We start from the raw sequence: 26,443 nt of genomic DNA, 5'->3' as shown, positions 1-26,443 counted from the left end.
GACAGCTCCTCGCACACCGGTCAGCGGCGGCCGAGGAAGAAGTAGGCGGCGGGCAACACTCCGACGGAGTTGACCACCGGCAATGCGGTCGCCCACAACCATTTCGGGCCGCGTACCTCCTCGGCGGGCCGTCGCGCCAGGTCGACCACAGCCGCGGTTTTGGCCACGGTGTCGATGGCGGACCCGACGACGAGCAGCTTGCGCTGCATCGGTGTGAGAGCGTGCCACTTCTGCTTGAGCTTGGAAGTGGGACGCGTGTCGATCGTCTCGGTGCTCATGGAGCCAGCCTATTGGGGGCGTCGGTGTCGCCATACGGCCTGGAAGCCTCCCTGTGATGTCTCAGGACATGGGTGACAGTGCCGGGCTGGCCGAAGCAGCCGATCGTGATCCCGCCCGACGTCTACCGCATGTCCGGCCGCACTATCTGCAGTGCCCGGGCCGGCCAGGTCCATGCGCGGGTTTGAGGACCAGTAGGAGGTGCGCCCCGCCGCACGTGTTGCTGGTCCGAATATGTCGACCCGTCCTGCGTCCGTCGTGGCCCTGCACATCGTGCGCGAGGAAACGCCGCACCATCCGCAGTCCCCGAGCCCACCGGCTCGGCTCGACTCCACTTGACGTGACGACGAGACTCCCCGCGGACTGTCACCAATGTCTTGATCCCGAATCGTCACCGATGTCCTGCGACATGACAGACCGGATATCTCCGCTGCGAGCCGACCCCTCGTTGCCGAACCGCTCGAAGAGTCGCTAGGTTCGCTGGGTGCGGCAGATCAGGGTTCCGCACCTCGCAGAGACTTCTTCACAACTGACACACGCCAGGAGAAAGACACGTGGCCCTACCGCAATTGACGCCCGAGCAGCGCGCTGAGGCACTCGCCAAGGCGGCGGCCGCGCGGCGAGAACGGGCCGAGGTGAAGAACCGGCTGAAATACGCGCAAGGTTCCCTCCGCGAGGTCATCGAGGCGGGCAAGGGCAATGAGGTCATCGGCAAGATGAAGGTGTCGGCCCTGCTGGAGTCGCTGCCCGGCGTCGGCCGGGTGCGCGCCCGCCAGATCATGACCGACATCGGCATCGCCGAGACACGACGGGTCCGCGGGCTGGGCGCCAACCAGGTCCACCGGTTGCTGGAACATTTCGAACAGACGGGGAAGGCGTGACCTCAGGCGAGCAGGAGACCGGCCAGCGGAAGTGTGCACCGCTGGTCGTGCTCGCCGGGCCGACCGCCGTGGGCAAGGGCACGGTCTCGGCATACATCCGGGAGCACTATCCGGAGGTGTGGCTGTCGGTGTCGGCAACCACGCGCCCGGCCCGGCCGGGGAGATCGACGGCAAGCACTACCACTTCATCAGCCAGGAACGCTTCGATGCGATGGTGGCCGACGGCGAGTTCCTCGAGCACGCGGTAGTGCACGGGCGGGCCAGCTACGGCACACCACGTGGGCCGGTCAGCAAGGCCGCCAAGGAGGGCAAGCTGCCGCTGCTGGAGATCGACCTGCAGGGCGCGCGTCAGGTGCGCGAGCAACTGCCCGAGGCCTTCTTCGTCTTCCTGGAGCCGCCCAGCTGGGACGAACTCGTCCGCCGGCTGGTCGGGCGAGGCACCGAGAGTGCGGACGAACGCGAGGTTCGGCTGGCCACAGCGAGGCGCGAACTCGCCGCGAAACCGGAGTTCGACACCACCATCGTGAACGACGATGTGCAGCGGGCCGCCGAAGAACTCGTACAATTGATGCAGCAGCACATCTGCGCCACGTCCTGAGGTGCGCGCTGCCCACGTTTCACCCCCAACGAGAAGTGAGATTTTCTTCGTGTCTGGCACCAAGGCTGCCCCCGAGGGCATCACCAACCCGCCGATCGACGACCTGCTGAAGGTCGCCGACTCCAAGTACGCGCTGGTCATCTACTCGGCCAAGCGCGCCCGGCAGATCAACGCCTACTACTCGCAGCTGTCCGAGGGCCTGCTGGAGTATGTCGGCCCGCTCGTCGAGAGCCAGGTCAACGACAAGCCGCTGTCGGTGTCGCTGCGCGAGATCAACGAAGGCCTCCTGTCCATCGAAAAGGTCGAGGCGTAAGAGAGCCTTCTTCCATGCGCATCGTGCTCGGCGTCAGCGGGGGCATCGCCGCCTACAAGGCATGCCTGCTGCTACGCCGGTTCACCGAAGCAGGTCACGACGTCACCGTGATCCCGACGGCCGCAGCGCTGCGGTTCGTCGGTGCCCCGACCTGGGCTGCCCTGTCCGGCAAGCCCGTCGCCGATGACGTCTGGACGCACGTCGAGGACGTCCCGCACGTCCGCATCGGCAAGGCCGCTGAGCTCGTCGTCGTGGCGCCCGCGACCACTGACCTGATCGCGAAGGCGGCCCACGGGCTGGCCGACGATCTGCTCACCAACACCCTGCTGACAGCGCGCTGCCCGATCGTCTTCGCTCCGGCGATGCACACCGAGATGTGGCAGCACCCCGCGACCGTCGCCAATGTCGCGACGCTGCGCGCGCGCGGCATACACGTGATGGACCCCGACTCGGGACGCCTCACCGGAGCCGACACCGGGCCTGGTCGGCTGCGTGAGCCAGAGGAGATCGCGTCATACGCGCTCGGTCTGGTGGCAGCCGGCGACAGCACAGCCGACCGCCCGCTGGCCGGACGGCACGTCGTCGTCTCCGCCGGCGGCACTCACGAGCCGATCGACCCGGTGCGTTTCATCGGCAACCGGTCCAGTGGCAAGCAGGGTTATGCGCTGGCGGCCGTGGCCGCCGAACGCGGCGCCCGGGTCACTCTCGTCAGCGCCAACTCGTCCCTGCCGACCCCCTCGGGAGTGGACGTCGTGCAGGTCGAGACCACCCTGGAGTTGCAGCGGGCGGTGACCGAGGCCGGCCGGGACGCCGACGCGATCGTGATGGCGGCGGCCCCCGCGGACTACCGGTCAGCGGCATACACCGATCACAAGATCAAGAAGACCGCCGGCGGGGACGACCTGATCCTGCAGCTGGTCGAGAATCCCGACATCGTCAAGGGTCTGGTCACCGACCGGGGCACCTCGTCGCGCCCGGTCATCGTCAGCTTCGCCGCGGAGACCGGTGATTCGAGCGGCTCGGTCATGGACCACGCACGCGCGAAGTTCGCCCGCAAGGGCAGCGACATCCAGGTGGTCAACGAGGTCGGGCCGGGCGTGACGTTCGGCCAGGACCGCGCCGCCATACACATCCTGACGCGCGGGGGCGACGAGACGCCGGTCGGTCCGGCCGACAAGGTCACGCTCGCACACGCTGTGTGGGATGCCGTACAGCAGCACCTCGACACCGTTTAGACTCCGGGTGGCTCGCCGTGTGGCGGGCCAGCCAGCAGCCGCTGCACATCAGAAGGAGCAACCTGTGGCCCGTCTTTTCACCTCGGAATCGGTTACCGAGGGACACCCGGACAAGATCTGCGACCAGATCAGTGACGCGATCCTGGACGCCATGCTCGCGGACGACCCGAAGTCGCGGGTCGCGGTCGAGACGATGGTGACCACCGGACTCGTGCACGTCGCCGGCGAGGTCACGACCGACAGCTACGTCCCGATCGCCAAGCTGGTGCGCGAGACGATCCAGGACATCGGCTACGACTCCTCCCTCAAGGGCTTCGACGGCAAGTCCTGTGGCGTGTCGATCTCGATCGGTGAGCAGTCGCAGGACATCGCGCAGGGCGTCGACACCGCGCACGAGCACCGCGCCGAGGGCGGCACCGACGCCAAGGACAGCCAGGGCGCCGGCGACCAGGGCCTGATGTTCGGTTATGCCTGCTCCGACACCGCTGAGCTGATGCCGCTGCCGATCTTCCTCGCGCACCGACTCTCCGAGCGACTGACCAGCGTGCGCAAGAGCGGTGAACTGGCCTACCTGCGCCCGGACGGCAAGACCCAGGTCACCATCGCGTATGACGGCGAGAATGCCGTGAGTCTCGACACCGTGGTCCTGTCCACGCAGCACGCTGAGAACATCTCGCTGGAAGGCATGCTCGAGCCGGACATCGACACGCACGTCATCAAGCCGGTGCTCGAGGAGCTGGCCGCGTCCGGCAACACCTTGGACACCTCCTCCTACCGCAAGCTGATCAATCCGACGGGCAAGTTCGTCATCGGTGGTCCGATGGGCGACGCCGGCCTGACCGGCCGCAAGATCATCGTCGACACCTACGGCGGCATGGCCCGCCACGGCGGCGGCGCGTTCTCCGGCAAGGACCCGTCGAAGGTCGACCGCTCGGCGGCATACGCCATGCGCTGGGTCGCCAAGAACATCGTCGCGGCCGGGCTCGCGGACCGCTGCGAGGTGCAGGTTGCCTACGCGATCGGCAAGGCGCAGCCGGTCGGCCTGTATGTCGAGACCTTCGGCACCGAGAAGAAGCCCCTGGACAAGATCCAGGACGCCATCACCACGGTCTTCGACCTGCGGCCCGCCGCGATCGTCGAAGAGCTCGACCTGCTGCGGCCGATCTACAAGCCGACCGCCGCCTACGGCCACTTCGGCCGCACCAAGGCCGACGGTGTCGAGAACGCCTTCACCTGGGAGCGCACCGACAAGATCGAGGACCTGCGCCGCGCGATTGGCTGAGTCGTCTGCTTCGACTCCTCGCAACACAGAGCAACGCCGGTCACGAACGAGTTCGTGACCGGCGTTGCTCTGTGTTGGTCGTCGTCGTATTCGCGCGCGTCGGCCCCCAATGCCGAGAGGGCACCCGATCGTCGAGAGGACAGCCGATTCCGGTCTAAATCGCCCAAATCCGCTGTCCGCTGGGTAATCCGGTGTCCTCTCGGCGAAAGGGGTGCGGGTATGGCGGCGGGGCTGTCCGAGCGATCGCGTATAACAAGGGCATGCGTTCGTCCGGCAGACCCACCGACCCGGCGGTCGCGAATGCATCGGGCACGAACCAGCCCACCAACGACGACCCACCACGCCCGGCGACACCGGAGCAACTGCACCTGCTGCACGCTGCCGCGCCGCGAGTGGCGAAGGAGCGAGTGCAAGCCGAGCCGGCGAAATCCACCGTCGCGTTGCCGGTGGCACGTGTGGTGCTCGACGTCGGCCTGGCGCACCTGGACCGGCCGTTCGAATACGCCGTCCCCGAGAAGCTCGCCGGCGACGCACAGCCCGGTGTGCGGATCAAGGCGCGATTCGCCGGCAAGGACGTCTCCGGGTTCGTCGTCGCGCGGGTGGCCGAACCCGAGCACACCGGCAAGCTGACCCCGCTACGCCGGGTGGTCAGCCCGGAGGCGGTGCTGACGCCATACGTGCTGGACGCCTGCCGCGCGGTCGCCGATTATTACGCCGGGCCGCTCGCCGACGTGCTGCGGCTCGCGGTGCCGCCACGGCATGCCGCCGCCGAGAAGGCCCTGGACGCGAAGCCTGCGCCCGACTTCGAGCGACCGACACCTCCCGTCGACACCGCCTGGCAGCGATATCCCGCCGGCGAAGCGTTCCTGCGTCGGCTGTCCGAAGGTGACGACCCTGCCGCGTCTTGGCTGGCGGCTCCGACCGTCGATCCGGGAGCGGACTGGCCGGCGGCGCTGGCCCAGGCCGCCCGAGCCACGCTGTATGGCGGCCGCGGCGCCCTGATCGTCGTGCCGGACCATCGCGACCTCGATCGGCTCGACACTGCACTGACCGCCGAGCTGGGCGAAGGGCAGCACGTGCGACTCACCGCCGAGCAGGGTCCGCAGGCCCGCTACACGGCGTGGCTGAAGGTGCTGCGCGGGCACGTTCGCTGCGTCATCGGCACACGCGCCGCTGCCTGGGCGCCGGTGCGTGACCTCGGTCTCCTCGCGTGCTGGGACGACGGGGACGACCTGCTCGCCGAACCACGCTCGCCATACCCGCAGACGCGAGAAGTGTTGCGGCTGCGCGCGACACGCGAGAAGGCGGCGCTGTTGCTCGGGGGCTTCGTGCGCTCGGTGCCGGTGCAGCGCTGGCTCGACGACGGGCTGGTGCGACCCGTGCAGGCACGCACCCCGCCCGGCTCGGTGCCGCGGGTGATCGTCGCCGGCGACGAGCGTGAAGTGGAGCGTGCCGGTGCCGCCGCCCACGCGCACCTGCCGCCCGTTGCGTGGTCGACGGCCCGGGCCGCGCTGGCGGACGGTCCGGTGCTGGTCCAGGTGCCGCGTCGCGGCTACCTGCCGACGCTGCGTTGTGGGCAGTGTCGCGAAGTCGCCCGCTGCGAGCACTGCCACGGTCCAATGGGCCTGCCGGCTCCCACCTCGCCGCCGGTATGCCGGTGGTGTGGCCGCGCCGCCGAGCCGTGGCGCTGCCCGGAGTGCTACAGCACCCGCCTGCACGCGGCCGTCGTCGGCGCACGGCGCACCGCTGAAGAGCTGGGCCGGGCATTCCCCGGTGTAGCCGTGCTGCGATCCGGCGCCGGTGAGATCGTCGGCTCGGTCGGCTCGGCACCGCAGTTGGTCATCGCCACCCCCGGCGCCGAGCCGGTGGCCGAATCCGGTTATGCCGCAACGCTTTTGCTCGACGGCTGGGCGCTGCTCGACCGGGCCGCGCTGGATGCGGGGAGGAGACGTTCCGCCGCTGGACGGCAGCGGCGGCGTTGACCCGTCCGGCGTCACGCGGTGGCGCGGTGGTCGTGTGCGGTCTCTCGTCGGGGGTCACCCTGCCACCGGTCGAGTCGCTCGTGCGCTGGGCTCCGGACACTTTCGTCGAACGAGAGCTGGCGGCACGTCGTGAGCTGGACCTGCCGCCGTCGTCATGGATGGTGCTGCTGACCGGGAACGTCGCGGACCTGGATGCTTTCGCCACAGCCGCTCGGCAGCTGCTGGACGAATCCGTGCCGTTGGAACGCATCGGCCCGATGCCGACTCCGGGCGGTGACGGCACCAGCTTGTTGTTGCGGACCCCGCGGTCCCACGCGCCCGCGGTCGCCAAGGCGGTGGCGGCCGCACGCGGGATCCGTAGTGCCCACAAGTTGCCCGGCACGGTTACTGTCCGCGTCGATCCGAGCGGCGCCTTGCTTTAACCCCACGAAGTTTTCTCCCCCGCTGCGCTCCTCCGAAATACTTCGTGGGGGCCCCGATCTCCTCCCATGCCTTTCCTTCAGATCGTGCAGACGTCCACACCCCGCAGGCCGCCGCGCGTGTTGACGTCGTTAGTCTCTGCGTGGTGAGCCAGCAGCAAACAACGACCGTCGACGATCTCGATCTCAACCCGTCAGCAGTCGACGCAGTGGTCTTCGACCTCGGCAATGTGCTGATCGAATGGGACCCGCAGCCGGCGATCGCGGCCGGTGTAGGGGAGGCGCGCGCTCGGAAGTTCCTCACCAGCGGCGAATTCGACTTCAACGCCTGGAACCACCTGCAGGACGCAGGCCGCACCTTCGCCGAGGGCGAGCGGGACGCCACCATGGCCTACCCGCATCTGGCAGACGAAATCCGTTCGTACCGCGAGAATTTCGCGAAGTCGATGCGTGGCGCGATCGAGGGCACGGTCGGCATCCTCAAGCAGTTGCACGCCGCTGAGATCCCGCTGATCGCGCTGACGAACTGGTCGGCCGAGACCTTCCCGGTCGCGGTCGACACCTTCGATTTCCTCGAGCTCTTCGAAGACATCATCGTGTCCGGGGAGGAGGGCGTGGCCAAGCCCGACCCCGAGATATTCGAGGAGTTGGCCGACCGCGTGCGCCATCTGGGCAGTCTCGACGATTGCATCTTCATCGACGACAAACTGGCCAATGTCCAGGCCGCCATCGAAGCCGGCATGGACGCCATCGCCTTCACGACCCCTGAAGAACTGCGTGCCGACCTGCTGGTGCGCGGCTTGCCCGTGGAGGTGTAGGACCACACCATGTCGATCACCCCGATCCGCCTGTATGGCGACCCCGTCCTGCGCACGCCCGCAGCATCAGTCACGACCTTCGACAAGGAACTCCGCACCCTGGTGCAGGACCTGACCGACACCATGATGGACGCGCCGGGCGCCGGTCTGGCAGCGCCCCAATTGGGTGTCGGGCTGCGGGTTTTCACCTATTACGTGGACGGCGAGCTCGGCCACCTGGTCAATCCCGACCTCGACCTCTACGGCGAGATCGAGGTCGACGAGGAAGGCTGCCTGTCACTCCCTGCCTTCTCCTGGCCGACGCCGCGCTCCCTGTCGGTGGTCGCCCGCGGATTCGACATGTATGGCGAGCCGGTCACTCTCGAAGGCAGCAACCTGCTGGCCCGGTGCATCCAGCACGAGACTGATCACCTGGACGGGATCCTCTTCATCGATCGCCTCGACAAGGAGCAGCGCATGCTCGCTCTGAAGGAGATCCGCAATGCCGACTGGGCCGGGCTGTCCGGCCCGATCGTCCGCGACAGCCCGCACGCCAACCCGACCTACGGAGGCTGAGATGCGAGTTGTCTTCGCCGGCACACCCGAGGCGGCCTTGCCGAGCCTGCGAGCGATCGCCGCATCCCGGCACGAGCTCGTCGGTGTCGTGACCCGCCCCGACGCACGGGCGGGCCGAGGCCGGTCGCTGCGGACGTCGCCGGTCGGCCTGCTGGGTGAGCAACTCGGCGTCCCGGTGCTCAAGCCACGCTCGGCCAAAGAGCCCGGGTTCGCCGAGGACCTCGCAGCGCTGGAACCCGACGTGTGCCCGGTCGTCGCCTACGGCTCGCTGGTGCCCCGTCCGGTGCTTGACATTCCGCGCCACGGCTGGGTCAACCTGCACTTCTCGCTGCTGCCCGCCTGGCGAGGCGCCGCACCCGTCCAACACGCGATCCTGCACGGTGACGAGGTCACCGGCGCCACGGCCTTTCTGCTCGAGGAGGGCATGGACACGGGCCCGGTGCTCGGCACGATGACCGAGACCATCCGCCGGACCGATACGAGCGGCGACCTGCTGGGTCGGCTTGCCGAAGCCGGCGCCGGGCTGCTCGTGGCGGCTCTCGACGGCCTCGCCGACGGCTCGATCACGCCGGTGACGCAACCCTCCGAGGGTGTGTCGATGGCCCCGAAGATCACCGTCGAAGACGCTGAAATCCGTTGGCAGGAGCCGTCATTCGCCATCGATCGCCGAGTGCGCGCGTGCACGCCGGCGCCGGGCGCATGGACGACATACCGCGATGCGCGACTCAAGATCGAGAAGCTGGACCAGGACGTGCCTGGCGACATACGACTCGGTGCCGGTGAGCTGCTGGCCACCAAGCGTGCTGTGTATGTCGGCACCGGCACCACCCCTGTGCGATTGGACACCGTGCAGCCGCATGGCAAGAAGGCCATGGCGGCGGCAGACTGGGCTCGTGGCGTACGCGTCGCAGAAGGAGAGAAGCTGACGTGAATGACGGCGAGCAACCCCGCGGAGGATTCCGCGACGACCGTGGCAGGCAGCGACCTGATTCGCGTCGCGTCGGCGGCAAGAACCGCACCGCGACGCGTCCGGCGGACCGCCGTCGCGGCGGCGACCCGGTGCGCAAGGTGGCCTGGGAGGTCAGCCGTGCGGTCGCCGACGGTGCCTACGCCAACCTCGAGCTGCCGAAGGCGCTTCGCTCGGCGGACCTGCACGGACGTGACGCAGCCTTCGCCACCGAGCTGACGTATGGCGCCATCCGGATGCGCGGTCTCTACGACGCGATCATCGAGTTCGCCGCCGGCCGTCCCGCCGCGCAGATAGACCCGCCGGTGCTGGACACGCTCCGGCTGGGCGCGCACCAGATCCTCGGGATGCGCGTGCCGCCGCATGCTGCCGCCTCTGAGACCGTGGCCCTCGCCCGCGAGGTCAACGGGGCCGGTGCCTCCGGCTTCGTCAATGCAGTGTTGCGGCGAGTCACCGAGCGCACCCGCGAGGAGTGGATCCGGGAGGTGACGGCCGGTCGTCCCCGCGAGGACGCCCTCGCGGTGGAGCACTCTCACCCGGAGTGGATCGTGCGAGCCCTGCGCGGCGCACTGCGCTCGGACGGGATCACCGACGAGAGCGAATTGGACGCCTCGCTGGAGGCTTTGCTGGAGGCTGACAACGCGGCGCCGACGGTGTCGCTCGTGGCTCGTCCAGGGCTCGCGACTGTGCAGGAGCTGGTCGACGCCGGGGCCGAGGCGGCGAAGCTGTCTCCGGTCGGGGCCACCCTGCCCAGCGGAGACCCGGCTGACATACCTGCCGTGCGCGAAACCCGCGCCGCGGTCCAGGACGAGGGTTCTCAGCTGGTAGCGCTGGCGCTCGCGGCTGCGCCCGGGCAGGTCGACGGACCGCAGGACTGGCTCGACCTGTGCGCCGGACCGGGCGGGAAAGCCGCTCTGCTGGCTGCGCTTTCGGCGCAGCAGTCGGACGTCACACTATTCGTCAACGAGATCAGCGAGCACCGCACGGACCTGGTGCGCCGGACGCTGCGTGCCGCGCTGGATGCCGGCATCGAAGTGATGATCGGCACCGGTGACGGACGCGAGCTCGGTGCCGAAGAGCCGGAGACCTACGAACGCGTGCTGGTGGACGCACCGTGCACCGGCCTGGGCGCGTTGCGCCGTCGGCCCGAAGCGCGGTGGCGCCGGACCCCTGGCGATGTGACGGACCTGACCGCCATACAGACCGACCTGCTCAACTCCGCTCTCGACGCGACCGTCACCGGTGGGCTCGTCGCGTATGTCACCTGCAGCCCGCACGTGGCCGAGACGACCGCGGTCGTCCACGCGGTGACGAACGGACGCGCGGACGTCACGGTGGAGGACGCGCGGCCGCTGTTCCGTGATGCGGCCGGCGAGCAGATCCGGCAACTCAGCGATCGGCCGACGGTGCAGCTGTGGCCGCACGTGCACGGCACGGACGCGATGTTTTCGCGCTGCTGCGCAAGACGTCCAAGTCCGAAAACTGAACAGCTTCAATGAATCTCGTAGACCAGAACCACGGAGGAAGCGTGCAGATCGCACCGAGCATCCTGTCGGCCGACTTCGCGAACCTTGAGCGCGACCTGCAGCGCATCGCGACCGCCGACTCGGCGCATGTCGACGTGATGGACTACCACTTCGTGCCCAACCTCACGCTGGGTCTGCCGGTGGTCGAGGCGTTGCAGCGCGTGTCGCCGATCCCGCTGGACTGTCACCTGATGATCGACGACCCCGACCGGTGGGCGCCTGCCTACGCAGAAGCGGGTGCTGAGAGCGTGACTTTTCACATCGAGGCCGCCCGCGATCCGCGGGCGCTGGCCAAGGACCTGCACGCCGCCGGCGCCCGAGCCTGTATGGCGCTCAAGCCTGGCACGCCGTTCGCGCCATACGAGGACCTGCTCGAAGTCGTCGACATGGTCCTGGTGATGACCGTCGAACCCGGGTTCGGCGGCCAGAGTTTCATGGCCGACCAGCTGCCGAAGGTGCGCGAGGTGCGCGAGGCGATCAAGCGGCGCGGGGGAGAGATCCGCATCCAGGTCGACGGCGGTGTCTCGGCGTCGACGATCGAGCAGTGTGCCGAAGCCGGCGCCGACGTATTCGTAGCAGGCTCAGCGGTTTACGGGGCCGACGATGCTGCCGCCGCCATCGACCAATTGCGCGACTTGGCGACGTCCTGCGTCGGGCACGCCTGATCTCGTCAGCCGGACGGCCGGTCCACAGGGATTGACGGGGCGTGCAATACTGATTTCGAAACGTGCTCCGGGGTCGGTGAAATTCCGAGCCGGCGGTTATAGTCCGCGACCCGACTGCCAGTGGCAGCCGGTTGACCTGGTGGAACTCCAGGACCGACGGTTAAAGTCCGGATGGGAGGCAGCACGAGGATGCGCCTGTTGGCGTACCCTGCGGCGACGCAATCGCCCGCTTTTGCGGACGGTTCGCGCGACCGCTCGTCACCCCCGGAGCCGGTGAGACCGGACCGGGAAGGAGTGGCGAGGCGGTGGCCCAGATGCACACCGAAACCTTCGAACAGCCGATGCGCGCTGCCCTTGAGCTGGCGGCACGCGGCCCACTTGTCGATCCCAATCCTCGTGTCGGCTGTGTGCTGGTGCGGGACGGAGAGGTGGTCGGGCGCGGCTGGCACGCCGGCGCAGGCACCCCGCACGCCGAAGTGGCTGCCCTCACCGAAGCCGGTGACCGGGCGCGCGGCGCGACGGCATACGTCACTCTCGAACCCTGCGCCCACACCGGCCGCACCGGACCGTGCGTCGACGCACTGACTGAGGCCGGCGTGAGCCGGGTCGTCTACGGGCAGAGTGACCCGAACCCGATCGCGCGTGGTGGCGGCGAGGTGCTGCAGACCCGCGGCATCGATGTTCGGGGCGGTGTCCTCGCCGACGAAGCCGCCGCGCTCAACGAGCTCTGGACGTATGCCGTCCTCCACGAAAAGCCGTGGGTCACCTGGAAATTCGCCATGACGGTCGACGGCCGGTCGGCTGCCGCAGACGGCACCAGTCAGTGGATCAGCAACGAGCTGTCGCGGGCCGACGTGCACGACCTGCGCCGACGGGTCGGTGCGATCGTCGTCGGCACCGGCACCGCGCTGACCGATGACCCGCAGTTGACGGCGCGGTCCGCGGACGGTGCCGTCACCGGCCCTCAGCCGCTGCGGGTCGTGGTCGGCGAACGTGACCTGCCGATCAGCGCCCGGCTGTTCGACGACGCGGCGGAAAGCCTGCAGCTGCGCACCCACGACCTGGCTGCGGTGACGAAGGAGCTGCACAGTCGTGGCATTCGCACCGTGCTGCTGGAGGGTGGCAGCACCCTCGGAGCTGCCTTCTGTGCCGCCGGGCTGGTCGACGAGATCGTCGTCTACCTGGCCCCTCTCCTGCTCGGTGCCGGCAGCTCCGCCGTCGGCCCGCTGGGTGTCGAGACGCTGTCCGACGCCACCCGCTGGACCTTGCACGACGTCACGCGTCTCGCGGACGACGTCAGACTCATCTATCGGAGGAAGTGACGTGTTCACTGGCATCATCGAGGAGCTCGGCCACGCGCAAGAGCTTGTCCGGCAAGGAGATTCGGCGACCTTGTCGATTGCCGCGCAAGCCGTCGTGGCCGACGTACAGCACGGTGCGTCGATCGCGGTCAACGGCGTCTGCCTCACCGTCGTCGATCACTCACCGACGAGTTTCACCGTCGATGTGATGGCCGAGACGCTGGATCGCAGCAGCCTCGGAGCACTGCAGCCGGGCAGCCCGGTCAATCTGGAGCGTGCGGTGCGGGCCGACGGGCGACTGGACGGCCACATCGTGCAGGGGCACGTCGACGGCGTCATACAGCTGCTGCGCCGGGCCGAGCACGAGCACTGGACCGAGGTGACCTTCTCGCTGCCGGAAGCGCTGGCGCCATACGTGGCGGAGAAGGGATCGGTTGCGTTGGACGGGGTGTCCCTCACGGTGGCATCCGTCGGGAGCGATGAGTTCTCGGTCTGTCTGATCCCCACCACGCTCGCGCTCACCACCCTCGGTGCCCGGCAGATCGGTGAGTCGGTCAACCTCGAGGTGGACGTGCTGGCCAAGTACGTCGAGCGGATGGTCGGACTGCGCTCCACGGGACAGGCGGACTCGAAGTGAACTTCTTCGAGCATCTGTATGACGCGTCGATCACCATCGGCGGGCACGGCATCACCTGGCGCGAAATCATCGGCAACCTCTTCGGGTTGGCGTCCGCGATCGGCGGAATGCGCCGTCAGGTGTGGGCCTGGCCGATCGGCATCGTCGGCAACGCGCTGCTCTTCACGGTCTTCTTCGCACTGGGCTTCACCGCGCACGGCGGACAGGTGCTGTTCGGACAGGCGGGACGGCAGGTCTTCTTCATCATCACCTCGATCTACGGGTGGTGGCTCTGGCAGCGCAACCGGGCGGGTAAGGGCTCGCACGTCCCAGCGGTGCAGCCGCACTGGGCGACGGGGCGCCAACGCTTGCTGAGTCTCGGATTTGTCGTGGTCGCAGTCGTTTTCGTGCAGTGGATCTCTCGCGTCATCGGTGTTGGCTGGCCGGCTCCGAGCTGGTACTACTGGGCCGATGCCTGGATATTTGTCGGCTCGATCGTCGCGACCTACGCGATGGCGCGCGGCTGGAACGACTTCTGGCTCGCCTGGATCGCGGTCGACCTGGTTGGCGTGCCAGAACTCATTCATTTCAAGTACTACCCGTCGGCCGCGCTCTACGCGATCTATGCGGCCTTCGTGATCTGGGGATTCATCGTGTGGCTCCGGGTGAGTCGCAAGACGGACCGCGGGGCCTATCTCAGTGAGGAGTTGGTGTCGTCATGATCAGCACCATTGATGCGGCGCTGTCCGAAATCGCCGCCGGCAGGCCGGTGCTCGTTGCCGACGATGCCGACCGCGAGAACGAGGTCGACCTCGTGATGGCGGCCCAACATGCCGACGAGCACTGGGTCGGCTGGGCTATCCGGCACGGCTCGGGCGTCATCTGCACGCCGATGCCCGACGCTGTCGCTGATCGTCTCGGACTGCCGCCGATGGTGGTGCACAACCAGGACCCGAAGGGCACGGCATACACCGTGTCCGTGGACGCGATGGGTATGACGACCGGCATCAGCGCGGCCGAGCGCGCGCAGACCATCTCCCTGCTGGCAAACCCGTCGGCGACACCGGAGGCATTCACTCGCCCTGGTCACGTCTTCCCCTGCGGGCGCGCGACCGGGGCGTGCTCGAGCGTCCCGGTCACACGGAGGCCGCGGTCGACCTGGCCCGGCTTGCCGGTTGTGCGTCCGTCGGCGCGATCGTCGAGATCGTGCACGACGACGGTTCGATGATGCGGTTGGAGGACGCAGAGGCGTTCGCCCAGCGCGAGGGGCTGATAGTCGTGACCATCGCGGATCTGATCGCGTGGCGCCGGTTGCATGACCGGGTTGAGGCGCGTGCGCGCACGACGCTGCCCACTGCGTTCGGCACGTTCGACACCATCGGGTATGCCGATCTGCTCACCGGAGCCGACCACGTCGCCCTGGTGTCACCTCTCGGCATACCGGCTGAATCCCCGCTGGTGCGAGTGCATTCGGAGTGTCTCACCGGTGACACGTTCGGTTCGACGAGGTGCGATTGCGGCCCGCAGCTTGCTGAGTCGATGCGCCGCGTCGCTGCCGAGGGCGGTGTCGTCGTCTACCTGCGTGGCCACGAGGGCCGCGGGGTCGGTCTGCTGGACAAGCTGCGGGCCTACGCGCTGCAGGACCAGGGGCTCGACACGGTCGACGCGCAAACCGCCCTCGGACTGCCGGTCGACGACCGCGAGTTCGGAGCTGCCGCTGCGATCCTGCGCGACCTGGGCATCGAGTCGATGCGCCTACTGACCAACAATCCTGAGAAGGAGACTCAGTTGCGTGACGCCGGCCTCACCATCGAGACGGTGCCGCTGATCACCGATCGCACGGTCAACAACAGCCGCTACCTCGAGACCAAACGGGTTCGCCTCGGTCACCGTCTCGGAGAAAGCGCATGAGCGGCCACGGTGCGCCGGAGAGCGTGGTCGTTGACGGCGCAGGCCTGCGGGTGGCAGTCGTTGCGGCGTCCTGGCACGAGCAGGTGATGGACGGTCTGCTCGACGGTGCGCGACGTGGCCTGCAGGACTGCGGCGTGACTGACGTGACGGTCGTGCGTGTTCCGGGGACGTTCGAGTTGACCGTGGCGTGCGCGCGGCTGGCACCGTCGTATGACGCGCTGGTGGCTCTCGGAGTGGTGATCCGTGGTGGCACACCGCATTTCGAGTACGTCTGCTCTGCCGCGACCACCGGCATCACCGACGTGAGCGTGCGGACCGGTGTCCCGGTCGGTTTCGGTGTGTTGACGTGTGACAACGAACAACAGGCGCTGGATCGGGCCGGTTTGGATGGCTCGAACGAGGACAAGGGACACGAGGCGGCGACCGCTGCCGTGGCTACAGCTGTGACGCTGCGCGACGTTGAGCAGTCGGCGGTACAGCAGGGATGACTACCGGCGACGGTGCGACTCCCGCCATACGACCGCGGCCCACAGTGTGGCCGGGTGCGTCATACCTCGCGAGGTGCAATTAGCCTTGGCCGGTGTGAAGACGTTCGAGCAGCTGCATGCTGAGCTGACTGCCAAAGCCAAGGACCGGCCGGCCGACTCCGGCACCGTGCGCGAACTCGACGCCGGCGTGCATTTCATCGGCAAGAAGATCGTCGAGGAAGCCGCCGAGGTCTGGATGGCCGCGGAGTATGAGGGCGAGCAGCGCACGGCCGAGGAGATCAGCCAGCTGCTCTACCACCTGCAGGTGCTGATGGTCGCTCAGGACATTTCACTGGAGGACGTCTATGCCCACCTCTGAGACGCTGCGGGTCGCCATGCCCAACAAGGGCGCGCTGGCCGAGGAGAGCGCCCGCCTGATGCGCGAAGCCGGTTACCGGGTGCGCCGCGAGTCCAAGGAACTCGTCGTCATCGACGCCGAGCAGCACATCGAGCTGTTCTACCTACGCCCGCGGGACATCGCCGTGTATGTCGGTCGCGGTCACCTCGAGGTCGGCATCACCGGCCGCGACCTGCTGCTGGACTCGGAGGCTCCGGCCGTGGAGGTCATGCAGCTCGGCTTCGGTGCGTCGACCTTCCGCTATGCGGCACGACCGGGCAAAGCGTCCTCAGTGGCCGATCTGCAGGGGACACGGGTCGCGACCAGCTTCCCGGGTCTGGTCCGAAAGAACTTGGCGGACAACGGTGTTGAGGCATCGGTCGTCCGGCTGGACGGTGCCGTCGAGACTGCGGTGACGCTTGGCGTGGCCGACGTGATTGCCGACGTGGTGGAGACCGGCACGACACTTCGCAACGCAGGACTCGAGGTCTTCGGTGAGCCGATCCTGCAGAGTGAGGCGGTCCTGATCCGACCGCAGGAGCGTCCGGAGAGCAACCCTTCGGTGGACGTGTTGGTGCGCCGCCTGCAGGGCGTCCTCACGGCGAGCCGGTACGTGATGATGGATTACGACATACGCGTCGAGCTGGTGGAGCAGGCGTGCGCGCTGACGCCCGGGCTCGAGTCGCCGACCGTTTCGCCGCTGCACCGCGAGGGGTTTGTCGCCGTCCGCTCGATGGTGCCGCGCACGGCGACCAATGCGGTGATGGACGGGCTCTACGAGATCGGCGCGCGCGCCATCCTGGTCACCGAGATCGCAGCCTGCCGGTTGTGACGGCGCAGATGACCGAGCACTCCGAGGCCGCCTACGCGACGTTTCGCCCGCGCCGGTCGCGAATCGTCAGCATCGTGGCGGCGATTGCCATCGTTGTGGTGTTTGCGATCGTGGCCTTCACCATTCCGCACGGCGGCGTGACCGGGTGGAACACCCCCGATTCGGCGGCCCTGCTCGTCTTCGGTGTTGCGGTTGCTGCGTTCCTGCTCCGCTTTGCGCTGGTGCGTGCGACGCCGAGTCCGCAGGGGCTGCATGTCCGGAACCTCATCGTGTCCCGCGACATCGAGTGGGCCGAGATCGTCAACGTGCAGTTCGGCGGCGGTGCGCCGTGGCTGGTTCTGGAACTCAGCGACACCGAAACGTTGGCGGTGATGGCCGTCCAGCGCTCGGACGGGGCATCCGCCACGGCCGAGGCTCGGCGCCTTGCCGCGCTCGTCGAGGCCAACAACCGGCGCGGCGACAACGACTGAGAGACGTTGCCTTTCGCCGTTTGCTAGCATTGATGGCAGGAGGTGGTGATCGTGGCAGCGATCAGCGTGCGCGACTTGGACGAGTCGGTGACGGCTCGTTTGAAGATTCGGGCTGCACGTCACGGTCGGTCGATGGAGGCCGAAGTCCGCGCGATCCTGACGGGAGCAGTCGAGGTGGACGACGAGCGCCTCAATCTCGCCCAGGCAATCCGACAGCGCTTCGCGGAAGTCGAGGGTGCCGAGGTGCAGATTCCGTCCCGGACGGACCTGCCTCGACCGGCTGATCTGCAAGACCTGTCGTGATCGTCGTCATCGACACCAATGTCGTCTCGGAGATGATGCGTCTGGAACCAGACTTGGCGGTGATGGAGTGGGTCGGCCGGGTCGGCCGGCTCCACACCACGGCGATCACGGTCGCTGAGGTCGAGCATGGCATTGCTCGGTTGCCCGCCGGTCGCCGCAAGGAGCGATTGGCAGCGGTAGCCGCTGAAGTGTTCGCTGATTTTGGTGAGTTGATCCTGCCGTTCGACGCCCCCGCCGGGCATCGCTATGGGCGGATTGTTGCCGATCGTGAGAGGGCTGGTCGCCCCATAACCACCGCCGATGCGCAGATCGCGGCGATCTGCGCATCGGCCAAAGCCACCCTGGCCACCCGGAACACACGCGACTTCGACGGAACTGGTGTCAGTCTGGTGAACCCATGGCAGTGGGTCAGCACCACGTAGGCAAGTGCGTTCAGCCGTCGGTGCGCAGCACGAGATGGGCGTGCTCGGCGGTGTGGTCGGTGCCGAAGACCGCATCCTCCTGGTCCGCCCAGCGCTGCCAGTGCGGGGCGTACGCGTCGCCGTCGCGTGCCAAGCCACGACTCTTGCGTATGGCGGGCTCGGCCTCGAGCCAGACGCGGACGTCGGCATACCGGCGCGCCATACCGACACTGCTGCCGACGCCTTCGACGATCAGGTAAGACGTGCGGGGCACGGCGACTGAGTCGGTGAATGTGCCTCGCTCCCAGTCGAATCGGCGAAATGCTGCTGCCTCGCCGCGGCGCGCCGCTTCCAGAACCTGCGCCACGAGCAACGGTGGTGTGGCGGCCAGGCCATCCCAACCGGGGTAGATGTCGTCCAAATGCACGACGGTCGCGTCCCTCAGCGCGGCGGCCACTACGCCGGCCAGACTGGTCTTGCCTGACCCGCTGCGCCCATCGATCGCGATGATGATCGGATCGCCGGCGACGGCGCGTGCAGCCGCCGCGATGCGCTGCACATGTGTGCTGGACGGCGTCTGTGTCACCGCTGAAACCTAACGCGTGGCGAAGTGCAGCGACGGCCGCGCCAGAGGGAGAGGTATGGCGCGGCCGTCGTCAGGGGGGTCAGGCGTCTTCGAGGACCAGCGGGTAGACGCCGTTCTCGTCGTGCACCTCGCGGCCGGTCACCGGCGGGTTGAACACGCACACGGTCCGCATCTCGGTGCGGGGGAGCACCTGGTGCTTGTCATGGTCGTTGAGCAGGTAGAGGGACCCGGGACGAAGCTCGTGGCGTTCGCCGGTCGCCTTGTTGAGGACCTCGCCCTCACCCTCGACGATGAAGACGGCCTCGATGTGGTTGGCGTACCAGAAGTCGTTCACCGTGCCGGCATACAGCGTGGTCTCGTGCACGGAGAAGCCGACGCCTTCGCGGGCCAGGATGATGCGCTTGCTGCGCCAGTTGTCGGTCTTGATGTCGTCATCGGTGTCGGTGACGTCGTCGAGTGATCGAACGAGCATGTGGGTCCTCTCGAATCTGTGTGTGGAATATGGGAATTGGCGGATCAGCCCAGTGCGTCGGTTGCTGCGTTGCGAAGGAGTGTCAGCCCGTCGTTGAGCTCGTCCTCGCTGACGGTGAGCGGCGGCAGCAGCTTGATGACCTCGTCGCGCGGGCCGGAGGTCTCCACGAGCAGGCCGGACTCGAACGCGTTCCGGCAGGTCTCGGCGGCCTTGTCGGGGTCGGCGAATTCCAGGCCGCGAATGAGGCCGCGGCCCTTTGCGGTCAGCTCACCCTCGGGGCGCTTGGCGACGATGCTGTTCAGCGTCGCCTCGACGAAGGCGCCCTTGGTGATAGTCGACTGCTCCAGCGTGTCGTCCGACCAGTAGGTGCGGATGGCCTCTGCCGCGGTGACGAACGCCGGCGCGAAGCCACGGAAGGTCCCGTTGTGCTCGCCGGGCTCCCACACGTCCAGCTCCGGGCGGAGCAGCGTCAGCGCGAGCGGCAGGCCGTAGCCGCTGATCGCCTTGGACAAGCAGATGATGTCCGGCACGATGCCGGCTTCCTCGAAGCTGAAGAAGCCGCCGGTGCGGCCGCAGCCGACCTGGATGTCGTCGACGATCAGCAGGATCTCGTGCCTCGTGCAGACATCGGCCAGCTGGCGCAGCCACTCCCGGCGCGCGGCGTTGACGCCGCCCTCGCCCTGGACCGTCTCGACGATCACGGCGGCCGGTTTGTTCAGGCCCGAGCCGCTGTCGGAGAGCATCCGCTCGAAGTAGACGAAGTCGGGCACGTCGCCGTCGAAGTAGTCGTCATACGGCATCGGCGTCGCGTGGACGAGCGGGATGCCGGCGCCACCGCGCTTCATCGAGTTGCCGGTGACGGCGAGGGCGCCGAGCGTCATACCGTGAAAAGCATTGGTGAAGTTGACGATCGACTCTCGTCCGGTGATCTTGCGGGCGAGCTTGAGTGCCGCCTCCACAGCATTCGCGCCACCAGGCCCGGGGAACATCACGGTGTGGTCGAGTCCACGGGGGCGAAGGATCTTCTCGGTGAAGGTGGTGAGGAAGTCCTCGCGCGCAGGGGTGAGCATGTCCAGCGAGTGAACGATGTTGTCCTCGGTGAGGTAGCGCAGAAGCGCGTCCTTCAGGATCGGGTTGTTGTGGCCGTAGTTCATGACTCCGGCACCGGTGAAGAAGTCGAGGTACGGCTGGTCGTCCGGTGTGTAGAGGAAGCTGCCCTGTGCGCGTTCGAACGTGGCGGGCCACGTCCGGGAGTAGCTCCGGACGCCGGACTCAAGGCTGGTTGCGTCGGCGGTCACGGTCATGGGGATTCCTTCTGTCGAATCGGGAGCGTGCACAGGCGATTACCCTGCACGGTTGCCGCGGCGTGATCGTCGCGGCGATACGGCGTCGGCGAGCGCGGCGGCGCTCAGCGCAGGGGTTGGATCTGCAGCATGGGTTCACCGGCGTGGCCGTCGGGGAAGTGCTCTGCGGGGATGCCCTCCGACCAGGTCAACTCGGCCCGGTGCTTGCGCGCGATGCTGGCGAACAGCGCACGGGACGCGCCGTTGGTCTCCTCGACGGTGGCCTCGAGCGCATCGACGTCGCTGGTCGCGATCAGGTGCTCGAGCATGTGCGCTGCGACGCCCCGCCCGCGCTGGTCGTCGCGCACGGCCACCTGCCAGACGAACAGGTGAGTGGGCCGTTCCGGCGGGCGGTAGCCGAGGACGTAGCCCACGATCTCGTTGTCGCTCAACGCGACTCGGCACGTCGTCGAGAAATCTCGCGTCATCATCAGATACGCGTATGACGAGTTCAGATCGAGCTCACCGCCGTCCTTGGCGACGGTCCACATGTGCGCACCATCGGACGGACGCGGCTCCCGTATGACGAGCTGGTGTGTCTCGCTCGGCCGGGACATATGCGCTCGTGCAGAGTGCATGGTGTGCTGCTTGGCGGATAGTGGTCGGGTCGGTACTTCGATTGGTATCGGCATGACTGGCCTCGACGTTATGTGCTCGCCGAGCGAAGTCAAGGCAAGATCGTCTCAGCACGGGAGGATCGAATCACGTTGCGAGAGCGCATTTTCCGCGATTTGCCGTGGACAGGTGAAATCCTCTCGATGTCAAATCAACCCTCCGAAAATGCGTTTCAGAATATGAGACGAGTTCCATCGATGTCGTTCACCGGCGAGGTCGATCGGCCGATTGGCGCTGCTTCGGCCGACCCCACCGGGTGGTGTCTCCGACCCCGCTAGGCTTGCCTGCCATGACGGTTGCAGTGCGTGTCATCCCGTGCCTCGACGTCGATGCCGGGCGGGTGGTCAAGGGTGTCAATTTCGAGAATCTCCGGGACGCAGGCGATCCGGTCGAGTTGGCCGAGCGGTATGACGGGCAGGGTGCCGACGAGCTGACCTTCCTCGATGTCACCGCGAGTTCGGCAGGCCGTGACACGACATACGACGTTGTTGGCCGGACTGCGGAGCAGGTGTTCATCCCGCTCACCGTCGGAGGCGGGGTGCGAACCGTGGACGACGTGGACCGCCTCCTGCGAGCCGGCGCGGACAAGGTGGGGATCAACACCGGAGCCATCGCGCGACCGGCGGTTATCGCTGAGATCGCGGAGCGGTTCGGCTCCCAGGTGCTCGTCCTGTCGGCAGACGTACGTCGTTCACAGCACGGCAATTTCGAGGTCACTACTCATGGCGGCCTGAAGTCGACAGAACTCGATGCACTCGAATGGTGTTCTCGCGCGGCCGCTTTGGGCGTCGGCGAGATCCTGCTCAACTCGATGGATGCCGATGGCACGAAAGACGGCTTCGATCTGGAGCTGATCCGCGCCGTGCGTGCCGAGGTCGACGTGCCGATCGTCGCCAGCGGTGGTGCGGGCCGGGTCGAGCACTTCGTGCAGGCTGTCGAGGCCGGTGCGGACGCTGTGCTCGCGGCCTCGGTTTTCCACTTCGGCGAGCTGACGATAGGCCAGGTCAAGGACGCCCTGCGGGCTGCAGGCTACGAAGTTCGCTGATGGCTGCGGACGTCGCTTGCTCGATAGTCCGCGTGGTCCCCAGTTTGTGGGAGCGATATCGAGCGGTGCGGTTGGCAGCGCTGCAGGATTCGCCCGAGATGTTCGGGTCGACATACGAGCGGGAGTTCGCATTCGACGAAGCCGAATGGCGACAGCGGGCCGTCCGACCGGCGACCTTTCTCGCAACTTTGAACGGGGACGACAGGGGCATCGCGGGAGCCTATGAGTTCGATGCTGGGTGGTACGTCAACGGCATGTGGCTGGACCCCGCGCGCGCGGCTCGGGCACCGTCGACGCTCTGCTCGATGCGTGCGCGAGCGTCGTGCGCGAGCACGGCGGGACGCAGATGTCGCTGCTGGTGATGGAGGACAATCCGCGCGGCATACGAGCCTATGAGCGCAATGGCTTCGTGCTGACCGGTGAGCGCGAGGTTGCCCCTGATGGGCGTGTTGAACTCGTCATGTCCCGGTCGTTGGTATGACGAAAGGTCTTCGTTAGCAGGTGGTTTCGATTGGCGTCGGGGCCTCGAGACGCCCGCTCGTTCCTCACGGGCTCCTCGGCCACCTTGCGCGGGGCCTCGAGACGCTCGTTCCTCGCTCCTCGGCCACCTTGCGCGGGGCTTCGAGACGCCCGCTCGTTCCTCACGGGCTCCTCGGCCACCTTGGCGCGGGGCCTCGGCCACCTTGGCGCGGGGGCCTCGGCCACCTCCTGCGGTCAGAAGCCGAGGGAGCTCTCGCGGAAGGCCTCGACGTCGGTGTCGGAGCCGTCGAGCTCGAGGTCGGCGACCGCGCCGCGACCGAAGATGTGCAGCAAGACTTCGCCCGGCGCTCCGGTCAGGACGACATTCCCGTGGTCGTCCCGGGGGCCGCGCAGGGTGCGACGGCCGTGGCCGGGGCAATCCGCGACGACGCCGACACGGGTGCTGCGCAACGTCATTCGCCCGATCCGCGGCAGGATCCGCCACAGGGCGGCCTGTTCCTCGACGGGCACTTCACGTCGTGCTGCAGAGTGGTCGCCCGCCCGCAGGACGTCCTCGTGGTGGATGAAGAACTCGGAAAGGTTGGCCTGCTCGTCGACACCGGGAAAGCCGAACGGACCCAGCCGCGGTGGACCGGACCGGACCTTTTCGACGAGCTCGTCCCATGGTGTCTCGGCGACCTTGCGCTGCACAGACTCGAGGCGCCCGGCGAGCAGCGGCACGAACATGCCGGCCGCCGCATCGGGTCGGCCCTCCCGCACCACGAGGTGTGCGGCGAGGTCGCGGGTGGTCCAGTCTCCGCAGAGGGTGGGGGCGTCGGGTCCGACGTCGGCGAACGCGTCACAGAGGGCGGCACGCTCGGCCTGGGCGAATTTCGGCATACGGCAAGCATGGCGTACGACGACGCGACGCACGTGACACGGTGAGATACGACCTACTGCCCTGAGCCAGAAATGGAGCCGGACGCATGTGCGCCGCCGCGCTACTGCGGCCGCGGAGAACCCGGAAACCCGGTGCGGCAGAATGGCAATCGTGAGTTCCTCCACGCTCGATCCCGAGATCGCAGCCCTGCTGAAGCACGACCCGGCAGGGCTGATTCCCGCTGTGATCCAGCAACATGACACCGGCGAAGTGCTGATGGTGGGCTGGATGGACGACGAGGCGTTGCATCGCACGCTGACGTCGGGCCGAGTGACCTTCTGGTCGCGTAGCCGGCAGGAGTACTGGCGCAAGGGCGACACCTCCGGTCACGTGCAGCACGTGAAGTCGGTCGCGCTCGACTGTGACGGCGACACGCTGCTCGTCCGCGTCGACCAGGTCGGCCCGGCCTGTCACACCGGCGAACGGTCCTGCTTCTTCACCGACCTCGGGGCGGTGACTGCATGAGCACCGACCGGGGCGAGCATCGCAGCGAGGTACGAGCGAGGAGCGGAGCCGAGGGTAGAAGTGCGTCAGAAAGCATGAGCGCGGACGACAGCCCGCACGCGGAGCTCGAGTGGGGCGTGACCTGGCCGAGCCTGCCGCAGTTCCTGCAGCTTGCCGCCGACGGGCGGCGCGTCATACCCGTTGTGCGTCGGCTGCTGGCTGACGGCGAAACGCCGCTGGGCATCTACCGCAAGCTTGCGGGCGATCGCCCCGGCACCTTCCTGCTCGAGTCGGCCGAGCACGGGGAGTGTGGTCGCGGTACTCGATCATCGGCGCCGACAGCCGCGCCACTCTCACCGAGCAGGACGGGCGAGCCGTCTGGCTAGGGACACCGCCCGTCGGAGTGCCGACCGACGGAGCCCCGACCGACGTGCTGCGCGACACCCTGCAGGTCCTCGCCACACCGCGTATCTCGGGCCTGCCGCCGCTCACCGGCGGCCTCGTCGGCGCCGTCACGTATGACGCAGTCCGGCACTGGGAGCGACTGGCCGACACCGGGGTGGACGACCTGCACACCCCGGAGATCGGGATGGTGCTGGCAACCGATCTGGCGGTGCTCGACCACTCCGACGGCAGCGTGCTGCTGATCGCCAACGCGATCAATCACGACAACACCGACGAGCGCGCCGATCAGGCCTGGTCCACCGCCGTCGATCGACTGGACGCAATGCAGGAGTCGCTGGCCGTGGACGCGCCCAGCACGGTGTCGGTGCCCGAGCCGGTGACGCTGGAGCCGGTCAGCACCCACACACGTGAGCAGTACCACGACATGGTCGAGCAGGCGAAGGAAGACATCCGCTCCGGGGAGGCCTTCCAAATCGTTGTCTCGCAACGCTTTTCGGTGCCGTGTGGTGCCGACGCGCTGGACGTCTACCGTGCGTTGCGGGTCGGCAATCCCAGCCCCTACATGTACCTGCTGCGCCTGCCGCACCCGGACGGCTCGACATACGACATCGTCGGCTCCAGCCCGGAAGCCCTCGTGAAGGTGACGGGGGAGCGGGTCATCACCCGCCCGATCGCCGGGTCTCGGCCACGTGGCAAGAGCCCCGAGCAGGACGAGGACCTCGCCGACGAACTGCTGGCCGATCCCAAGGAGCGTGCCGAGCACCTGATGCTGGTCGACCTCTCCCGCAACGACCTGCAGAAGGTCTGCAACGCGGGGACGGTCGACACGGTCGAGTTCATGCAGATCCGGCGATACAGCCACATCATGCATCTGGAGTCCACGGTGGTCGGTGAGTTGGGCAAGAGCCGTTCGGCATACGACGCGCTCGTGGCGACCTTCCCGGCCGGCACGCTCAGCGGCGCACCGAAACCGCGCGCGATGCAGATCATCGAGCGGCTCGAGGGCATTCGCCGTGGTGTGTATGGCGGGGTCGTCGGCTACTTCGACTTCGCCGGCGACCTGGACATGGCCATCGCCATCCGGACGGCGGTGCTGCAGGACAACGTCGCCTACGTGCAGGCGGGCGCGGGCATCGTCGCCGACTCGGTGCCTGAGTCGGAATACCAGGAGACCCGCACCAAGGCGGCCGCGGCGTTGCGCGCGGTCGCGGTGGCGTCCGGGATGCGGGCCATCGGATGAGCGACGACCGAGCCGAGGATCACAGCGAGGCACGAGCGAGGACCGGAGGTGAGGGCAGCGGCGCGACCAGCAGCATGATCGGCAAGCGGTCGATCCTGCTCCTCGGCGCGGTCGCGGTGCTGCTGATGATCGCGGCCAACACCCGCACGTGGGTGAGCGGGACGGTGACCGACGCCGTGCTGCAGAGCGCACACACCACGGCGTCCGGCAGCAAGTCGGCACCCGCGCTACTCGCCGCCGCGCTCGTCGGAGCCGCAGCGGTCCTCGCGACACTGACGACCGGTCGCATCGCCCGGTGGATCGCCGCTGTGCTCACGCTGATCGCGGGGGTTGTCGCGGTCGCCGCCGTGATCGTGGTCGTGCGCGACCCGGTCAAGATCCTCGCTGACGTGGCGACGACGATGACCGGTCATACGGGGGACCGCAAGGTTGCCGCAGGCCTGACGATCTGGCCGTGGGTGGCGCTGCTCGGCGGCGTCTTGCTGGTGTTGACGGGTGTGCTTGCGATCCTCGGTGTCCGCAGTTGGTCAGGCCTGTCCAGCCGGTATGACGCCCCCACCGCGCCCAAGGCGACCAAGCGTTCGGACTGGGACATGCTGACCGACGGCGAGGACCCGACCGACGGCCCAGGAGGGTCTGACACAATCAACGAGCGGCGCACACCGGACTGACCGGGGCC

General features: G+C 67.8%; 31 protein-coding genes, 3 pseudogenes and 1 riboswitch. Of the genes and pseudogenes, 28 read left to right on the top strand and 6 right to left on the bottom strand.

All coding sequences use genetic code 11. The features are described 5' to 3' along the window. Window positions 1-20: 20 nt before the first annotated feature. The gene (locus tag ACFQDH_RS19375; RefSeq protein WP_382404023.1) at window positions 21-278 is read right to left on the bottom strand and encodes a hypothetical protein; all 258 of its coding nucleotides are present in this window, start codon (window positions 276-278) and stop codon (window positions 21-23) included. A gap of 552 nt (window positions 279-830) precedes the next feature. Here ACFQDH_RS19375 and mihF point away from each other — a divergent pair. From mihF to ACFQDH_RS19260, 23 genes and pseudogenes are all read left to right on the top strand, one after another. Further along, on the top strand, window positions 831-1,157 hold the full coding sequence (gene mihF / locus ACFQDH_RS19370; protein ID WP_382404022.1) for an integration host factor, actinobacterial type: 327 nt from the start codon (window positions 831-833) through the stop codon (window positions 1,155-1,157). Further along, window positions 1,154-1,755 (top strand): annotated as a pseudogene (gmk, locus tag ACFQDH_RS19365) (guanylate kinase). Before mihF ends, gmk begins: the two are co-directional and overlap by 4 nt. A gap of 49 nt (window positions 1,756-1,804) precedes the next feature. After that, window positions 1,805-2,068 (top strand): DNA-directed RNA polymerase subunit omega, encoded by a 264-nt coding sequence (gene rpoZ, locus ACFQDH_RS19360; RefSeq protein WP_382404021.1) that lies wholly within the window; start codon window positions 1,805-1,807, stop codon window positions 2,066-2,068. A 14-nt stretch (window positions 2,069-2,082) separates the two neighbouring features. Continuing rightward, complete coding sequence (gene coaBC, locus ACFQDH_RS19355; protein WP_382404020.1) at window positions 2,083-3,303, top strand: bifunctional phosphopantothenoylcysteine decarboxylase/phosphopantothenate--cysteine ligase CoaBC; 1,221 nt, start codon at window positions 2,083-2,085, stop codon at window positions 3,301-3,303. 64 nt (window positions 3,304-3,367) lie between these two features. Then, window positions 3,368-4,585 (top strand): methionine adenosyltransferase, encoded by a 1,218-nt coding sequence (gene metK / locus ACFQDH_RS19350; RefSeq protein WP_382404019.1) that lies wholly within the window; start codon window positions 3,368-3,370, stop codon window positions 4,583-4,585. Window positions 4,586-4,845: 260 nt separating this feature from the next. Then, the gene (locus ACFQDH_RS19345) at window positions 4,846-6,567 is read left to right on the top strand and encodes a primosomal protein N' family DNA-binding protein (protein WP_382404018.1); all 1,722 of its coding nucleotides are present in this window, start codon (window positions 4,846-4,848) and stop codon (window positions 6,565-6,567) included. Beyond that, window positions 6,564-6,989, top strand: a complete 426-nt coding sequence (locus ACFQDH_RS19340) for a hypothetical protein (protein WP_382404017.1) — start codon at window positions 6,564-6,566, stop codon at window positions 6,987-6,989. Before ACFQDH_RS19345 ends, ACFQDH_RS19340 begins: the two co-directional genes overlap by 4 nt. A gap of 143 nt (window positions 6,990-7,132) precedes the next feature. Continuing rightward, a complete protein-coding gene (locus ACFQDH_RS19335; RefSeq protein ID WP_382404016.1) occupies window positions 7,133-7,804 on the top strand; it encodes an HAD family hydrolase in 672 nt (223 codons plus the stop codon). A gap of 9 nt (window positions 7,805-7,813) precedes the next feature. Continuing rightward, entirely contained in the window at window positions 7,814-8,359 is a 546-nt protein-coding gene (gene def / locus ACFQDH_RS19330; protein ID WP_382404015.1) for a peptide deformylase, read from the top strand. Between the two features lies 1 nt (window position 8,360). Beyond that, window positions 8,361-9,290, top strand: coding sequence for a methionyl-tRNA formyltransferase (gene fmt / locus ACFQDH_RS19325; RefSeq protein ID WP_382404014.1), 930 nt, complete (start codon window positions 8,361-8,363; stop codon window positions 9,288-9,290). Further along, the gene (locus ACFQDH_RS19320; RefSeq protein WP_382404013.1) at window positions 9,287-10,825 is read left to right on the top strand and encodes an RsmB/NOP family class I SAM-dependent RNA methyltransferase; all 1,539 of its coding nucleotides are present in this window, start codon (window positions 9,287-9,289) and stop codon (window positions 10,823-10,825) included. The genes fmt and ACFQDH_RS19320 overlap by 4 nt, the downstream gene beginning before the upstream one ends. Window positions 10,826-10,854: 29 nt before the next feature. Beyond that, on the top strand, window positions 10,855-11,517 hold the full coding sequence (gene rpe, locus ACFQDH_RS19315) for a ribulose-phosphate 3-epimerase (RefSeq protein ID WP_382404012.1): 663 nt from the start codon (window positions 10,855-10,857) through the stop codon (window positions 11,515-11,517). A gap of 59 nt (window positions 11,518-11,576) precedes the next feature. After that, window positions 11,577-11,705: riboswitch (FMN riboswitch) on the top strand. 126 nt (window positions 11,706-11,831) lie between these two features. Next, on the top strand, window positions 11,832-12,839 hold the full coding sequence (ribD, locus tag ACFQDH_RS19310) for a bifunctional diaminohydroxyphosphoribosylaminopyrimidine deaminase/5-amino-6-(5-phosphoribosylamino)uracil reductase RibD (protein ID WP_382404906.1): 1,008 nt from the start codon (window positions 11,832-11,834) through the stop codon (window positions 12,837-12,839). Between the two features lies 1 nt (window position 12,840). Then, the gene (locus ACFQDH_RS19305) at window positions 12,841-13,455 is read left to right on the top strand and encodes a riboflavin synthase (RefSeq protein ID WP_382404011.1); all 615 of its coding nucleotides are present in this window, start codon (window positions 12,841-12,843) and stop codon (window positions 13,453-13,455) included. Beyond that, entirely contained in the window at window positions 13,452-14,156 is a 705-nt protein-coding gene (locus tag ACFQDH_RS19300) for a nicotinamide mononucleotide transporter family protein (RefSeq protein WP_382404010.1), read from the top strand. Before ACFQDH_RS19305 ends, ACFQDH_RS19300 begins: the two co-directional genes overlap by 4 nt. Further along, window positions 14,153-14,679 (top strand): annotated as a pseudogene (gene ribB / locus ACFQDH_RS19295) (3,4-dihydroxy-2-butanone-4-phosphate synthase); the annotation flags it as partial. The gene ACFQDH_RS19300 and the pseudogene ribB, both read left to right, overlap by 4 nt. Beyond that, on the top strand, window positions 14,659-15,345 hold the full coding sequence (gene ribA, locus ACFQDH_RS19290; RefSeq protein WP_382404905.1) for a GTP cyclohydrolase II: 687 nt from the start codon (window positions 14,659-14,661) through the stop codon (window positions 15,343-15,345). The pseudogene ribB and the gene ribA, both read left to right, overlap by 21 nt. After that, entirely contained in the window at window positions 15,342-15,833 is a 492-nt protein-coding gene (ribH, locus tag ACFQDH_RS19285; protein WP_382404009.1) for a 6,7-dimethyl-8-ribityllumazine synthase, read from the top strand. The genes ribA and ribH overlap by 4 nt, the downstream gene beginning before the upstream one ends. A 94-nt stretch (window positions 15,834-15,927) precedes the next feature. Beyond that, window positions 15,928-16,191, top strand: coding sequence for a phosphoribosyl-ATP diphosphatase (locus tag ACFQDH_RS19280; protein ID WP_382404008.1), 264 nt, complete (start codon window positions 15,928-15,930; stop codon window positions 16,189-16,191). Continuing rightward, on the top strand, window positions 16,178-17,041 hold the full coding sequence (gene hisG, locus ACFQDH_RS19275) for an ATP phosphoribosyltransferase (protein WP_382404007.1): 864 nt from the start codon (window positions 16,178-16,180) through the stop codon (window positions 17,039-17,041). The genes ACFQDH_RS19280 and hisG overlap by 14 nt, the downstream gene beginning before the upstream one ends. Next, entirely contained in the window at window positions 17,038-17,511 is a 474-nt protein-coding gene (locus tag ACFQDH_RS19270; protein WP_382404006.1) for a PH domain-containing protein, read from the top strand. The genes hisG and ACFQDH_RS19270 overlap by 4 nt, the downstream gene beginning before the upstream one ends. Before the next feature lie 51 nt (window positions 17,512-17,562). Continuing rightward, window positions 17,563-17,814 (top strand): FitA-like ribbon-helix-helix domain-containing protein, encoded by a 252-nt coding sequence (locus tag ACFQDH_RS19265; protein WP_382404005.1) that lies wholly within the window; start codon window positions 17,563-17,565, stop codon window positions 17,812-17,814. Further along, entirely contained in the window at window positions 17,811-18,236 is a 426-nt protein-coding gene (locus tag ACFQDH_RS19260) for a type II toxin-antitoxin system VapC family toxin (protein ID WP_382404004.1), read from the top strand. The genes ACFQDH_RS19265 and ACFQDH_RS19260 overlap by 4 nt, the downstream gene beginning before the upstream one ends. A 10-nt stretch (window positions 18,237-18,246) precedes the next feature. Here the strand turns inward: ACFQDH_RS19260 and ACFQDH_RS19255 are convergent, their stop codons facing one another. The 4 genes from ACFQDH_RS19255 to ectA form a co-directional block, all read right to left on the bottom strand. Then, entirely contained in the window at window positions 18,247-18,801 is a 555-nt protein-coding gene (locus ACFQDH_RS19255; protein WP_382404003.1) for a nucleoside/nucleotide kinase family protein, read from the bottom strand. 79 nt (window positions 18,802-18,880) lie between these two features. After that, window positions 18,881-19,273: an ectoine synthase gene (locus ACFQDH_RS19250; protein WP_382404002.1), complete on the bottom strand. Its 393-nt coding sequence runs from the start codon at window positions 19,271-19,273 to the stop codon at window positions 18,881-18,883. Window positions 19,274-19,317: 44 nt separating this feature from the next. Continuing rightward, entirely contained in the window at window positions 19,318-20,577 is a 1,260-nt protein-coding gene (gene ectB / locus ACFQDH_RS19245; RefSeq protein WP_382404001.1) for a diaminobutyrate--2-oxoglutarate transaminase, read from the bottom strand. A 104-nt stretch (window positions 20,578-20,681) separates the two neighbouring features. Further along, on the bottom strand, window positions 20,682-21,194 hold the full coding sequence (gene ectA / locus ACFQDH_RS19240; RefSeq protein ID WP_382404000.1) for a diaminobutyrate acetyltransferase: 513 nt from the start codon (window positions 21,192-21,194) through the stop codon (window positions 20,682-20,684). 326 nt (window positions 21,195-21,520) lie between these two features. Here ectA and hisF point away from each other — a divergent pair, with 326 nt between their 5' ends. Both hisF and ACFQDH_RS19230 read left to right on the top strand, forming a co-directional pair. Beyond that, window positions 21,521-22,276 carry an imidazole glycerol phosphate synthase subunit HisF gene (hisF, locus tag ACFQDH_RS19235; RefSeq protein ID WP_382403999.1) on the top strand — a complete coding sequence of 252 codons (756 nt, stop codon included), beginning with the start codon at window positions 21,521-21,523 and terminating at the stop codon, window positions 22,274-22,276. Window positions 22,277-22,532: 256 nt separating this feature from the next. Continuing rightward, window positions 22,533-22,757, top strand: coding sequence for a GNAT family N-acetyltransferase (locus ACFQDH_RS19230; protein WP_382403997.1), 225 nt, complete (start codon window positions 22,533-22,535; stop codon window positions 22,755-22,757). A 233-nt stretch (window positions 22,758-22,990) separates the two neighbouring features. Here the strand turns inward: ACFQDH_RS19230 and ACFQDH_RS19225 are convergent, their stop codons facing one another. Continuing rightward, on the bottom strand, window positions 22,991-23,635 hold the full coding sequence (locus tag ACFQDH_RS19225; protein ID WP_382403996.1) for a TIGR03085 family metal-binding protein: 645 nt from the start codon (window positions 23,633-23,635) through the stop codon (window positions 22,991-22,993). Window positions 23,636-23,786: 151 nt separating this feature from the next. Here ACFQDH_RS19225 and hisI point away from each other — a divergent pair, with 151 nt between their 5' ends. From hisI to ACFQDH_RS19210, 3 genes and pseudogenes are all read left to right on the top strand, one after another. Beyond that, complete coding sequence (gene hisI, locus ACFQDH_RS19220; protein ID WP_382403995.1) at window positions 23,787-24,140, top strand: phosphoribosyl-AMP cyclohydrolase; 354 nt, start codon at window positions 23,787-23,789, stop codon at window positions 24,138-24,140. Window positions 24,141-24,214: 74 nt separating this feature from the next. Next, window positions 24,215-25,764 (top strand): annotated as a pseudogene (locus ACFQDH_RS19215) (anthranilate synthase component I). Then, window positions 25,761-26,435 (top strand): Trp biosynthesis-associated membrane protein, encoded by a 675-nt coding sequence (locus ACFQDH_RS19210; protein ID WP_382403994.1) that lies wholly within the window; start codon window positions 25,761-25,763, stop codon window positions 26,433-26,435. Before ACFQDH_RS19215 ends, ACFQDH_RS19210 begins: the two are co-directional and overlap by 4 nt. The last annotated feature ends 8 nt before the right edge of the window (window positions 26,436-26,443 follow it).

The sequence above is a fragment of the Flexivirga alba genome (assembly GCF_042661025.1).
Lineage (GTDB): Bacteria > Actinomycetota > Actinomycetes > Actinomycetales > Dermatophilaceae > Flexivirga > Flexivirga alba.
This window is presented reverse-complemented; position numbering and strand designations above follow the sequence as displayed.